The sequence below is a fragment of the Microcoleus sp. Pol10D4 genome (assembly GCF_036701555.1).
Taxonomy (GTDB): Bacteria; Cyanobacteriota; Cyanobacteriia; order Cyanobacteriales; family Microcoleaceae; genus Microcoleus.
This window is the reverse complement of the sequence record NZ_JAUBRA010000002.1, coordinates 124313-137548: the sequence shown is the minus strand read 5'-3', so window position 1 is coordinate 137548 and position 13236 is coordinate 124313. Positions and strand designations below refer to the sequence as shown.

Genomic DNA, 13236 nt, shown 5'->3' with positions numbered 1-13236 from the left:
TTCTTGTGGAACAGGCATCTTGCCTGTTATTGAAAATTAGGAATAGGCATCCTGCCTGTTATTGAAAATGGTGAAACCTGTTACTTGATATCAATAATTCGAGATGGTGCTGCTGCCGTAAGCATCCATGCTGTAGGCGGGAACGCGAACGCTGTAATCCATCTCTGTTGCTGTGATTGCTACAGCCAATTTTTCAAAAGAATCATCGTTCCAATTCCGCTCGTGGATGGGCTTTGACTGTTCCCCAAGGAAATATGCTTGAGTGCCAATTACTGAGGCTGCGACCCAACCGACGATTAAAAGAGCGATTACAATAGCCATATTTGCTTTTTCCTTAACTTTTGTTGCTTTATGTAAACTAATGTAACGAAAATTAGTAATCAACGTCAAGGTACTGTAATGTCGTGGCAACCGTCCGGCAGGTAGTAAATACCGCACCTAATCCTGAGTCTGTAGGGTGTGCTTAGTGTCAACAAGGGATCTAGACTGGGCTACTAGCGAGAGATACAGAGGGGTTTCAGGCTTAAGTTGACACGCCTTGGTAGGGTGTGCACCGCGCATCGGTAGCTAGCACAGTACCCGGATTGTGAACTGTATCCGAAATAGCAAAACAGATTTTTGAGATTTTATAGTTAAGAAATTATAAGTTTTGCGTTAATAAATTACGATTAAAAGTCTGCCGCTGGCATGAGGAATTGCGGTCAAATTATGAGTTATGATTTATCGGTTTGGATGGGAACTAACAAATCCCAATTACCAAATTTTAAGTACAAATTACTAATTACCAATCATCGCTACAAATCATGCCCAACTCAATGTTAAATGACGACCCCTTGTGGTTCAAAGACGCGATTATTTACGAAGTACCAGTTCGGGCTTTTGCAGACAGCAATGCAGACGGGATCGGCGACTTTAGAGGACTGACAGAAAAACTGGATTACCTGCAAAACTTGGGAGTAACAGCAATTTGGGTACTGCCATTTTTTCCGTCGCCGCTCCGAGACGACGGCTACGATACATCTCACTATACTACGGTTAATCCGATTTACGGCACCTTAGAGGATTTTAAAGACCTTTTAGAAGCAGCGCACGAGCGGGGAATTCGAGTCATTATTGAGTTAATCGTCAACCACACTTCCGATCAGCACGCTTGGTTTCAGCGAGCGCGCCGCGCCCCAAAAGGCAGTAACGAAAGAGATTTTTATGTGTGGAGCGACACGCCGGAAAAATATCAAGATGCTCGGATTATTTTCAAAGATTTTGAAACCTCTAATTGGGCTTGGGATGCGGTAGCAAAAGCTTATTACTGGCACCGTTTTTATTCCCACCAACCCGATTTGAATTACGACAATCCCGCCGTCCGCCAAGCCATCTTAGATGTGGTAGATTTCTGGTTGGCCCTGGGAGTAGACGGACTGCGGATGGATGCGGTGCCTTACCTGTACGAGCGCGAAGGTACTAACTGCGAAAACCTGCCAGAAACTCACCAATTCCTGAAGCAATTGCGGCAGCACGTAGATGAGAAATTCCCGAACCGGATGCTGCTGGCTGAGGCGAATCAGTGGCCGGAGGATGCGGTTGAATATTACGCTAATGGGGATGAATGTCACATGAACTTTCATTTTCCGCTGATGCCACGTTTATTTATGGCTTTGCATATGGAAGATAGCTTCCCAATTAGCGACATTCTCCAGCAAACTCCACATATTCCCAATAATTGTCAGTGGGCATTATTTTTGCGGAATCATGATGAATTGACGCTGGAAATGGTGAGTGATGAAGACCGAGATTATATGTATCGGGTTTACGCTCAAGACACTCAGGCGAGAATTAATTTGGGCATCCGCCGCCGCTTGGCTCCTTTGATGGGAAATAACCGCCGCCGCATCGAGTTGATGAATGCTTTGCTGCTGTCTCTTCCGGGTACGCCGGTGCTTTACTACGGCGATGAAATTGGCATGGGAGACAATATCTATTTGGGCGATCGCAACGGGGTGAGAACTCCGATGCAGTGGAGTGGCGATCGCAATGCCGGTTTCAGCCGTGCTAACCCGCAGCGGCTGTACGCACCGCCAATTGTTGACCCTGAATATCACTACGAATCTATTAACGTGGAAGCGCTGCGGGCGAATCCTAGTTCTCTTTGGTGGTGGATGAAACGCCTAATTGCAATTAGGCAGCGCTTCCAAGCATTCGGTCGCGGGACTTGCGAGTTTCTGTACCCGGAAAACCGCAAAGTTTTAGCTTTTGTACGCACTTATCAAGACGAACACATCCTCGTAGTGGCTAATTTGTCGCGCTTCGTCCAGACGGCAGAATTAGACCTTGCGCCTTTTAAAGGTGCTGTTCCCGTGGAGATTTTCGGCCGCACGGAGTTTCCTCCTGTTGGCGAGTTGCCTTACTTTTTGTGCTTGAGTCCTCACACGTTTTACTGGTTTACTCTTACTGTTAAAAATGAAGATTTTTCGTCGCACGGTCATCATACAGACTTGCCTAGTTTAGCGGTGATTGGCAATTGGAAAACTGCTTTTGCTACAAGTCAGTTAAGCGATATGCTGCTCAATCTTTTGCCGGGATACCTGCGACGCCATCGCTGGTATAGCGGTACAGACAGGACAATTCAATCATTAGAAATAAGTGATGTTGTACCAGTTGAATGTAAAGATAGTGCGGGGGAGCAATCTCAAGTTTACATTCTGTTCTTGCTGTTGAATTATACTGAAGGTATGCCGGAAACTTACGTTTTGCCTTTAGGTTGGGAAGAGATGAAAGGTGATGTGGACGATCGGGCGATCGCGCGCCTGCACTTCCCAGAAACCAACAAGGAAGTCGGCATACTATTTGATGCTGCTGGGGAGAAAGGTTTTCTGAGCTCGCTGCTGGGGGCGATCGCCAATTCTCGCAGTTACACAGGTGTGGCAGGTCAACTGCTAGGAATTGCCGACAGTGCATTCAAATCAGAAGAAGAGTTAGCGCAGCTCGAACCTCACCTGTTCAAAAAAGAACAAAGCAATACATCTGCAGGTTACGGCGACCGCTTCGTCCTAAAAATATTGCGAAAAGTCGAGGAAGGAATTAACCCTGAATTAGAAATCGGACGCTTTTTAACAGAGCGCAACTCGATCCAACACTACGCTCCAATTACCGGAGCATTGGAATATCACACACCAGCACAACAAGTCCTTACAGTCGGAATCCTACAAAAATTAATCCCCGACAGCGTAGATGCTTGGTCTTATACATTAGACACACTGCGTGACTATTTCGAGCAAGTAATGACAGTAGAAGCAAAGCATTCCGGCGAAAATTTATCTATTTCCCCCGAAAATTATTTACCGAGCGCTTTGACCGGACAAACGCAGCGGCAGCCAAACTCGCTAGTAGCGGATTTATCCCTAGAAATTCCGCCATTAGCTCGCGAACTCATCGGCTCTTACTTAGCATCAGCCGAACTTTTAGGTAAGCGGACAGCCGAACTTCACCTCGCTTTAGCTTCTGACACAGAAAATCCCGCTTTTGCCCCTGAAAGCTTCACCTCCTTTTACCAGCGTTCCATTTATCAACACATGAGAAATCTGGCCGGAAGAACTTTGCTGGAGCTAAAAAAACGGCTGTCCAAACTGCCGCCAGAAATACAAAAATCGGCGCAGACGCTCCTCAACCGCGAAGATTTGCTCATGGAACGTTTCAAGTCTATTTTGAACTTGAGAATCACCGCCGATAGAATTCGCTGTCACGGGGACTTTCATTTTGGGCAAGTTCTTTATACAGGCAAAGACTTCGTAATTATTGATTTCGGAGGAGAACGCGATCGACCCTTAAGCGAGCGGCGGATGAAGAGGTCGCCCCTGCGAGATGTTGCGGGAATGCTGCAATCTTTGAGTTACGCTGTTACTTTGGCACTCCGCAATGAAGTAGAAAGCGGCATGATTCGCCCTGAAAATCTCCCGGAGATGCAGCAGTGGGCGAACGTTTGGCACCGCTGGGTTAGCCTCACTTTTCTTAACAGCTATTTGGTAACAGCAGCCGATGCAAGTTTCTTGCCCAAATCTATACCGGAACTACAAGTTTTGCTGGATGCTTACATTTTGGAAAAAGCGGTTGCCGAGCTAGCCTACGAACTGAATTACCGCTTGGATTGGGCGGAAATTCCGCTTCAGCGGATTCTACAATTGCTGAATTAATAAGGGCGGGTTTATCTATACTCGTTAGGGTGCGTGACTTTTTAGTTCCTCAATTAACAGCGAGATGCTGGAAAGTCACGCACCTTACATGACACCAAATCTGCTTGGATAACGATTTGATCGGCGAATATAATTCGCTCTTCTACAAAGAAATACCGCGCCAAGCGAGGCTAGAAGAAAAGATGGTAAAAAACTGATTTCCTATTACTTAAAATAAAGAGCTGCTTGATACAAAACTTGTTCTTGATGGGTTAACAAAGTGCAGTCAGAAAGCGGGTAAGCCACACAAGTAACAGCATAGCCCGCTTGCAATTCAGACGGCTTCAAAAACTTTTGTTCGCTTTGGTCGATTTCACCGCTCAGCAGTTTGACAACGCAAGCAGAACACTCTCCTTGCTTGCATCCATTCGGCAAGCGAATGCCGGCATCTTCTGCCATATCTAAGATATACTGGTCGTCTGGTACTGCGATCGTGCGATCGAGCGCGAGAGCCTCATTCACCAACCGAACTTGATAAACTGCCATTTTTTCCTTCTTCCTCGCGAAAGGGCGGGTTTACGATGCTGTTAGTCCTACCAAATATTTCGGGTAAAACCCGCCCCTACAACTAGAAAGGGCGGATTTATATCGTGTATATCTAGACAAGTGCTTCTTGATAATCGAGATTTTCACCTAGATAAATAGCCCGAATATCCTCCGGCAAATTTGATTCTAAACTTTGATATCCTTTTTGCAGCAAAGCCTTTACCTGAGCGGGGGAAATAGCTTCGCCTTCTGCTTGCAAATAAGCGGCAATTCTAGTTTCGCTCCAGCGGAAAGTCTGAGCCATCAATACCACTAAACGAGGCAGCGGCGCCAACAATTCCAAGGCTTGTTTGACGTAACACCACAGGGGAGGCGGAGCCGATTGCAAAGAGTAGTGAATCGACTCAACAGGGGGCAATTCAGCTTGATTTATGCAGACTGCGGTAACATTAATCAGCCAGTTTTGGAGACTGAGATTTCCGCCATCAGACTCTTGGATCTCGCGGCGCAAATCCAGGCCTCGCAGTTCGTGATAGATGTGCAGCCAAGTGTGGGCAAACAGGTAATCGCCTTGTACGGGCGATCGCACGGAATGGCGAATTAGGGAGTGTACAATTTGAGCATAGCGGCAAAAAATCGCCGTGAAGAAGCGACCCTGATCGGGATGGTTTTGAAACAGGGTCAATAATTCCTGGTCGCTGTGATGGAACAGGGATTTGACTACAGGATGGTTGAGTTCTGAAAAATTAGGTGTTTGCACAATTGTTCTGGAATAGCTTGGAGAATAAATGCTGGTGCAGCCCGATTCTACACGATTTGTCGATCGACATTCCAGAGTTGAAGATCATTTTTTAGCGGTACGATGCTCGCAGAGCGCTATTTATGGCATTTTGCGGCTTTTTCAAGATAGTATGTGGTGTTAACCCGTGCGATCGAGCTTTTCACACACCAGAAAAGTTATTATCAAAAATTCTGGCTATATTACTTCCCATAAAAAAGAATCTTCACCCGAACAATGCGTGTCGGTTCATCACGATAAATTAAAAGCGAGCGCTTACTTATATCGTTTCCGGTAGCATCAGAATGATACCGAGGACGCAGCAGTGCCGTGTCCTGACTGTGGGTAATATTAATTCCAATGCTACCGGAGTTGATATTACTACTATAAATAACCATATCCTCCGCCCCCCGGTGTTTCAATGACAAAAACATCCCCCGGCTGCATTTCCACAGTCGCCGTACTCCCCAAATCCTCAACTTTTCCATCAACTCTTTCAACATAATTCTGCCCAACTTTCCCCGGTTCCCCCCCATTCAAACCGCAAGGAGAAATCACCCGCCGCCCCGATAAAATTCCCGCCGTCATCGCCTCCCGAAACCGCACTCGCCGCACAACTCCATTACCGCCACTATGAGATCCATTCCCCCCACTATTAGCCCGAATTGCAAAACTTTCTAACAACACCGGGAAGCGCCATTCTAATACTTCTGGGTCTGTTAAACGCGAATTAGTCATGTGAGTTTGAACCGCATCCGTACCATCAAAACTTGCACCAGCACCCGAACCGCCGCAAATAGTTTCATAATATTGATAGCGCTGATTTCCAAAGGTAAAATTATTCATAGTTCCCTGAGAAGCAGCCATCACTCCCAAAGCACAATACAAAGCATCGGTAATATTCTGCGATGTTTCCACATTTCCGGCAACTACCGCCGCTGGATAGCGAGGATTCAGCATACAGCCTTCGGGATTGATGATTTCGAGAGGTTTCAAACAGCCCGCATTTAGAGGAATATCGTCATCTACTAATGTGCGGAAAACATACAAAACACCGGCTTTGCACACCGCAGCCGGAGCATTAAAATTGTTGGTTTGTTGACCGGAAGTGCCAGTAAAATCTATTTTTGCACTGCGCGCCGATTTGTCAATAGTAATCGCTACCTTAATTTGTCCGCCACTATCCATCGGATAAGTAAACTCGCCATCTTGCAAAACATCAATTACCCTGCGTACCGACTCTTCCGCATTGTCTTGCACGAAGCCCATATAAGCTTGCACAGTCTCTAATCCATAATGCTCTATCATCTTGAGAAGTTCTTGTGCACCCCGCTTGTTAGCAGCAATTTGTGCTTGCAAATCGGCTATATTTTGAGCGGAATTGCGAACAGGAAAATTACCCGCTGTCAGAATTTTTAGTAATTCTTTTTCTCGAAAATTGCCCTCGCTTACTAACAAAAAATTGTCAAGCAATACGCCTTCTTCAGTTACTGTTGTACTGTTAGGAGGCATGGAACCGGGAGTAATGCCGCCGATGTCGGCGTGGTGTCCCCGCGAGGCAACATAAAACAAAGGAAGGGAGGAATCACGCTCAAATACTGGAGTAATAACGGTGATATCTGGCAAGTGTGTGCCGCCGTTGTAGGGATTGTTAGAAACATAAACATCGCCGGGTTGAATCGCATTGCCTTGTGCTAAAATTAAAGCTTCAACGCTTTCGCTCATCGAGCCCAGATGTACGGGAATGTGCGGCGCGTTGGCAACTAATTGCCCGTTTTTGTCGAAGATTGCACAGGAAAAGTCGAGGCGTTCTTTGATGTTGACTGAGGAACTTGTGTTTTGCAATGTGACGCCCATTTGTTCGGCGATCGCCCGAAACAAATTATTAAAAATTTCCAGCAAAACCGGATCGGATTTAGCCGCAGATAAACGCGAATGAACGCCGATATTCTCTGCATCCATCTGCGTGCATCTGCGGTTCAAAATTAGATCGTTATTTTCGGTGATTTCCCCTTCCCAGCCCGGTTCTATGATATTAGTTCCCGTAGCTTCAACAATCATAGCAGGGCCTTCTATGCAGTCGCCCGATCGCAAATCCTCTCTTTTATAAACAGGCGTTTTCCGCCACCCGCCAACAACATACATTTGCACCGTTGAAATTGGTTGCACGGGCAAGATGCGCGTCCCATCAGAGGGGGAAATTGTGGATGCTTCCGGCACATCCATTTTTTCTACAACTTCCACCGAAACCGCTTCCACAATCAGCGGTTTTTCTGGCATAATAAAACTGTAACGCTGTCGGTGGGCTGCTTCAAATTCAGCCTGCATCGCCTCAATATTTTCAGCAAAATTGACCGCCAAAACCGAGTCACTTCCCTGATATTTTAAGCGCAGCTTCTTAACAACTAAAACCTCTGACTCATTTTCTGTGTTCTCTGCGCCTCTGCGGTTCAATTCCCTCTTTCCCTCAGCCTCCAATTCGGTTAAAATATCATGCAACTCAGGTAATAATTCTGCATTTAATTGTTGCTCAATCGCCCTTTCGCGAATAGCCCGCACATCAGCCAAACCCATACCGTAAGCGGACAGCACACCCGCATAAGGGTGAATAAATACCCGTTTCATCCCCAAAGCATCGGCGATCGCACAAGCGTGTTGGCCGCCCGCACCGCCGAAACAGCACAATGTATACTCCGAAACATCGTAACCGCGCTGAAGCGAGATTTTTTTGACAGCATTTGCCATCTTTTCCACCGCGATCGCCAAAAAACCCTCCGCCACCTCTTCGGCCGTCCTCTCGCCCCCAATTTCCCCCGCTAATTGCCCAAATTTTTGCTTTACTACGTCAGGGGCGATCGGCAAATCTCCATTCAATCCAAATACTTTCGGGAAAAAATCCGGTTGAATTTTACCCAACATCACATTGCAATCAGTCACCGTCAACGGGCCGCCTTTGCGATAGCAAGCGGGCCCAGGATTGGCCCCTGCAGACTCCGGCCCGACGCGGTAGCGAGCCCCGTCAAAAAAGACAATTGAACCGCCGCCGGCTGCTACAGTGTGAATTGCCATCACGGGCGATCGCAATCTCACCCCAGCAATTTCCGTCTCAAATTCGCGTTCGTATTCGCCGTTAAAATGGGCAACATCTGTGGAAGTTCCGCCCATATCAAAGGTAATAATTTTATCAAAACCTGCCTTTTTGCTCGTTTGAACTGCACCGACAATTCCCCCAGCAGGCCCGGATAAAATACTGTTTTTTCCTTGAAATTGTGCGGCGTCCACTAAGCCGCCATTCGATTGCATAAACATTAATTTGGGGAATTGGGCATTGGGAATTGGGCATTGGGCATTGGGCATTAATAATCCCTCATTCCCGAAATCTGCCTCGATTAACTGACTGATTACTTGTTCGACGTATCGACGTAAAATCGGAGATAAATAAGCATCGACAACCGCAGTATCTCCCCGCGAAACTAATTTCATCAGCGGGCTAACTTCGTGAGATACTGAAATTTGAGTAAAGCCAATTTCTTTCGCTATTTTAGCAACTTGTTTTTCGTGTTCCGAGTAGCGGTAGCCGTGCATGAATACGATCGCACAACTGCGAATTCCCTCATCGTATGCTTGCTGCAAAGACGGGATAAACTCGGGATTGACAGCAGTTAACTCCTCACCTTGAGCGCTGTAGCGTTCTGCAACTTCAATAACTCGATCGTACAGCATCTGGGGCAAAACAATGTGACGCGCGAAAATATTCGGGCGGTTTTGATAGCCAATTCTCAGCGCATCGCCGAAACCTTTAGTAATTAACAGAATTGTGCGATCGCCCTTTCGTTCCAGCAAAGCATTTGTCGCTACCGTTGTCCCCATTTTAATCGCTTCAATTTCGGCGGCGGGTATAGCTGCGTCGGCGGGAATTCTCAAAATCTCGCGAATTCCTTGAACTGCGGCGTCGGTGTAGCGTTCTGGGTTTTCCGACAGCAGCTTGTGAATGACTAACTTACCGTCAGGGCTCTGGGCGACAATATCGGTAAAAGTGCCACCGCGATCGATCCAAAATTGCCAGCGAGTGCGATCGGGATAAGTAGGATTCATATCTCTTTTTTTTGAAATTTTTGCTTGATTAATTTACAAGTATTCAACAAAATTCTGTTCGAGTCAATTCATAAAATTCATAACTTCTCGTCATAAAAGTCATAATTTATGACCGCTCAAACTAGCAGGCGATCGATCGTGTTAATTATAGATGTCGAATGCCATTGACTAACCCCTGACAAACACCAGCCAGAAAATCCAAATCCAAAGTCTCAATCCTATCGCTTTCTCGATGATAATGCGGATTTCGCATATTAGCAGTATCAGTCACCATAATAGCCGGATAACCATTATCCCAAAAAGGAACATGATCGCTGCGGCGAGTATCGGGGACAATTAAACCTCGATTCGGCACCGGCAGCCACTCGCAGGGCTGACCAGATTTGCGAATTTTGCCACTCAAATTAATCAAATCGGGAACCGTCCGCAAAGTGCCAATTAAAGCAATAAAATTACCACTATTTGGATAAAAATATTTCAAGCCAGCGGGATAGCTTTGAGAATTAGAATTATGGTTGCAATAACCCAACATTTCCAAAGAAATCATTAACCGGATTGCCTTTTGCTGTTGCTTGTATTTACCTGCATGATGACTGCTTCCCAAATAACCGTATTCTTCCATATCGAAGGCGACTAATTGCACTGGATATTTGAGTGGTTTAGATGCGATATCCCTTGCGAGTTCCAGCAAAACAGCAACACCAGTAGCATTATCATCGGCCCCAGGTGATCCGGGTGCAGTATCGTAATGAGCACCAATTACGATCGGCGGCAACCGCTTCTTACTCGCCCGATCGAAGGGGGGTAAATCCAAGATAAAATTGTGATGAATTCGGCCGCGCACGGAAAAGTCGTCAATTTCTACAGTTCCCCACTGTGCCAACTGTTCGCGGATGTATTGCTGAGCATAAAAATGCCCTTCGGATGCGAGGTATGGATTGCGATCGCGTACAATTTGAATCAGATGGCTGTGCAAGCGTTCTTTGAGATTCATGCGATCGGAGATACAATGAGTACATTAAGATTATATGAGATTGAATTATGATTGGAGAAGTCAGAATCGAAAATTATAAGTCCATTCAAAAGCTGAAGCTAGAATTAGGACGAGTAACTGTATTGATCGGTGAAAATGGCTGCGGCAAAAGCAATATCCTAGAGGCGATCGCCCTTGCTTCTGCGGCGGCAGATGACAAGCTGGATAACGAGTTTTTAGCATCTAGGGGCATCAGAGTTACAGAACCTCAATTGATGCGATCGGCTTTTGAAATTGACAATTTGATTAAAGATATCAAAATTGAGTTAAGAGGGAATGAGGTACAACCATTCAGTTGTATTTTACAAAATGATAATTTTCCCTATTCTAAGTGGGTTAGTAAAAATTTTTTGGGTGATATTGAAACTTTTCTAAAAACTGCTGTTAAGAGTGTTATTGACAAATACGGTGGGGCAGAAAAACTCCGCTCTATATTAGAAGAAAAAAGGGATTTTTCAGAACCAGAACTATCAAGATTGACCCAAGAGTTGCAAGCATTCTCGCTGATAATTTCCCTCAATATTTTTATAATTTATTCTCCTGAAAACCAAGCCTTAAGAACTTTTGAAAAAGAAGGTCAAATTCAACCATTAGGCATTAATGGAGAAGGTTTGTTTAAACTTTTAAAATTTTTGAGTTCAGATAACCCGGAGCAGCTTAATGAAATAAAGAAAAAACTGCAATTGATAGATTGGTTTCAAGATTTTGAATCTCCTCCAAATTTATCAAGTATTCAAAGCTCTCTCCAAATTAAAGATAGATATTTAGATCCAGATTTAGCTTACTTCGATCAAAGAAGTTCCAATGAAGGGTTTTTGTTTTTGCTTTTTTACTTTGCTCTATTTATTACCGATATCACACCTAAATTTTTTGCAATAGATAACATTGATGCTTCTCTCAACCCCAGATTGTGTCGCAGATTAATGCAAGAATTAGTCGAATTAGCAAAAAAACACGACAAACAAGTTATATTCACAACCCACAACCCGGCAGTTTTGGACGGTTTGGATTTAGATGATGATGAACAGCGGCTGTTTGTGATCTACCGCAACCAATTAGGGCATACTAAAGCTAGGCGCATTCTCAAACCTGAACCTCTAGAGGGACAAGAACCTGTGAAATTATCAGAGGCTTTTTTGAGGGGCTATATCGGCGGACTTCCTAAAAATTTTTAATATGATTAGTTTTGGATTAATTACTGAGGGATTGACTGACCAGATTGTGATTGAAAATATTTTAGCAGGATATTTCAATAGTCCAGATTTAGTTATCACACAACTTCAACCAGAAAGAGATAAAGACAATGACAATAAATCCACATACGGCGGCTGGACTCTAGTTTTTAATTATTGTAAGTCAAGAGATTTTCAAGAAGCATTGTAATTTATTGACTATATCATTATCCAAATAGATACGGATGTTTCAGAAGATTATAATATCCCCAAGCAAGATGAAAACGGTGAATTTACTCCTCAGCAGTTAATTGAAAAAGTTATTGAAAAGTTTAGGGGTGCAAGCGGCGATGATTTTTACAGCAAATATCAACAAAAAATTATATTTGCAATCTCCGTACATTCTATTGAGTGTTGGTTGCTTCCACTGTATTATACGGACAAAAAGAAAAAATCTAAAGTTAAAAACTGTCTCGATACTTTAAATCTGCAAGTTGAGAAAAAACACAAGTTTAGGATCGATGCTAAAAATCCTAAATATTATCGAGTAATTTCAGAACAATATAGCAAGCCTAAAGTTTTGATCAAGCATTACGCAGAAAATCCCAGTTTTAAAATTTTTATAGAAGAGATTCAAAGCAGAGACATTAAGATTGGTGATGAAGAGGATTGGTAATGAAGCAAGTTATTATGTCATATAATAGAAACATAGTTATCGGAGATTACCATGCAAGCATACAAACTGAGAGGTAAAATCGATGCAACTGGCAACTTGGTAGTTGTGGAACCCGTGAATATGCCGCCGGGAGATGTAGAAATCATCGTTTTGCAGCTACCTGATACGGTTAAACAAGCCAGCGCGTCAGAAAATGCGATCGCACCTGAAGCACCTCAAAAAAAGTTTAAAACTAACGTGAAGGCATTTCAAGGTTTATTCGATCGAGATGCTGTACCCGAACCGCTGGATTTTGACGATCCAGACAAACAAGCAAAATGGGAATATTTAAAAGAGAAACATAACTTGTGAAAATCCTGATAGACACCAATATAATAGTAGATGTTGCGCTCGAACGAGAACCTTTCTTTGCTGAGAGCGATCGCATTTTAACTTTTGTTGAAGAAGCACAAATTCAAGGCTATATTTCAGCCTCAACTTTTAGCGACCTTTACTATATTATCCGCAGAGACAGAGGCCGCGATTGGACGCTGGATTTTTTGCGGCAGCTAGCCACATTTTGTCAAGTAGCAACCGTAGATAACTCTGTTATTTCAATGGCATTAACTTGCAACTTCAAGGATTTTGAAGATGCGATTCAGTACAGCACTGCTGTAATCAATCGAATTGATGCCATTGTCACCCGCAACCCGCGAGATTTTCCAGTTACTACTCCTAGGATTTTAACTCCAAATCAGTTAATTCAAGAATTAACCAATTCTCCCTAAACTTTT

At 44.3% G+C, this 13236-nt stretch carries 11 protein-coding genes; 6 read left to right on the top strand and 5 right to left on the bottom strand.

Annotated features, from left to right (window positions below):
• Positions 1-90: 90 nt before the first annotated feature.
• Positions 91-321, bottom strand: coding sequence for a photosystem II protein, Psb35-related (locus tag QUA36_RS02035; RefSeq protein ID WP_333159172.1), 231 nt, complete (start codon positions 319-321; stop codon positions 91-93).
• A 482-nt stretch (positions 322-803) separates the two neighbouring features.
• On the opposite strand from QUA36_RS02035, the gene treS reads away from it, so the two are divergent.
• A complete protein-coding gene (gene treS, locus QUA36_RS02030) occupies positions 804-4184 on the top strand; it encodes a maltose alpha-D-glucosyltransferase (protein WP_333455244.1) in 3381 nt (1126 codons plus the stop codon).
• Positions 4185-4388: 204 nt separating this feature from the next.
• On the opposite strand, the gene QUA36_RS02025 is transcribed toward treS, so the two are convergent.
• From QUA36_RS02025 to QUA36_RS02010, 4 genes are all read right to left on the bottom strand, one after another.
• A complete protein-coding gene (locus QUA36_RS02025; protein ID WP_333046751.1) occupies positions 4389-4709 on the bottom strand; it encodes a 2Fe-2S iron-sulfur cluster-binding protein in 321 nt (106 codons plus the stop codon).
• A 112-nt stretch (positions 4710-4821) separates the two neighbouring features.
• The gene (locus QUA36_RS02020) at positions 4822-5469 is read right to left on the bottom strand and encodes a sigma-70 family RNA polymerase sigma factor (protein WP_333365406.1); all 648 of its coding nucleotides are present in this window, start codon (positions 5467-5469) and stop codon (positions 4822-4824) included.
• Positions 5470-5871: 402 nt separating this feature from the next.
• On the bottom strand, positions 5872-9582 hold the full coding sequence (locus tag QUA36_RS02015) for a hydantoinase B/oxoprolinase family protein (protein ID WP_333455242.1): 3711 nt from the start codon (positions 9580-9582) through the stop codon (positions 5872-5874).
• A 145-nt stretch (positions 9583-9727) separates the two neighbouring features.
• On the bottom strand, positions 9728-10576 hold the full coding sequence (locus QUA36_RS02010; RefSeq protein WP_333455240.1) for a M28 family peptidase: 849 nt from the start codon (positions 10574-10576) through the stop codon (positions 9728-9730).
• Between the two features lie 47 nt (positions 10577-10623).
• On the opposite strand from QUA36_RS02010, the gene QUA36_RS02005 reads away from it, so the two are divergent.
• The 5 genes from QUA36_RS02005 to QUA36_RS01985 all read left to right on the top strand — a co-directional run bounded on the left by QUA36_RS02005 (position 10624) and on the right by QUA36_RS01985 (position 13230).
• On the top strand, positions 10624-11790 hold the full coding sequence (locus QUA36_RS02005; RefSeq protein WP_333455238.1) for an AAA family ATPase: 1167 nt from the start codon (positions 10624-10626) through the stop codon (positions 11788-11790).
• Position 11791: 1 nt separating this feature from the next.
• Entirely contained in the window at positions 11792-11998 is a 207-nt protein-coding gene (locus QUA36_RS02000; RefSeq protein WP_333455236.1) for a hypothetical protein, read from the top strand.
• Positions 11999-12205: 207 nt separating this feature from the next.
• Complete coding sequence (locus QUA36_RS01995) at positions 12206-12463, top strand: hypothetical protein (protein ID WP_333455234.1); 258 nt, start codon at positions 12206-12208, stop codon at positions 12461-12463.
• 51 nt (positions 12464-12514) lie between these two features.
• A complete protein-coding gene (locus QUA36_RS01990; RefSeq protein WP_333033220.1) occupies positions 12515-12814 on the top strand; it encodes a hypothetical protein in 300 nt (99 codons plus the stop codon).
• Positions 12811-13230, top strand: a complete 420-nt coding sequence (locus tag QUA36_RS01985) for a PIN domain-containing protein (protein ID WP_333455232.1) — start codon at positions 12811-12813, stop codon at positions 13228-13230. The genes QUA36_RS01990 and QUA36_RS01985 overlap by 4 nt, the downstream gene beginning before the upstream one ends.
• Positions 13231-13236 lie beyond the last annotated feature (6 nt).

Coding starts and splice junctions, on each gene's coding strand:
- QUA36_RS02035 (WP_333159172.1), bottom strand. CDS start 321: ATGGCTATTGTAATCGCTCTTTTAATCGTCGGTTGGGTCGCAGCCTCA.
- treS (WP_333455244.1), top strand. CDS start 804: ATGCCCAACTCAATGTTAAATGACGACCCCTTGTGGTTCAAAGACGCG.
- QUA36_RS02025 (WP_333046751.1), bottom strand. CDS start 4,709: ATGGCAGTTTATCAAGTTCGGTTGGTGAATGAGGCTCTCGCGCTCGAT.
- QUA36_RS02015 (WP_333455242.1), bottom strand. CDS start 9,582: ATGAATCCTACTTATCCCGATCGCACTCGCTGGCAATTTTGGATCGAT.
- QUA36_RS02010 (WP_333455240.1), bottom strand. CDS start 10,576: ATGAATCTCAAAGAACGCTTGCACAGCCATCTGATTCAAATTGTACGC.
- QUA36_RS02005 (WP_333455238.1), top strand. CDS start 10,624: ATGATTGGAGAAGTCAGAATCGAAAATTATAAGTCCATTCAAAAGCTG.
- QUA36_RS02000 (WP_333455236.1), top strand. CDS start 11,792: ATGATTAGTTTTGGATTAATTACTGAGGGATTGACTGACCAGATTGTG.
- QUA36_RS01990 (WP_333033220.1), top strand. CDS start 12,515: ATGCAAGCATACAAACTGAGAGGTAAAATCGATGCAACTGGCAACTTG.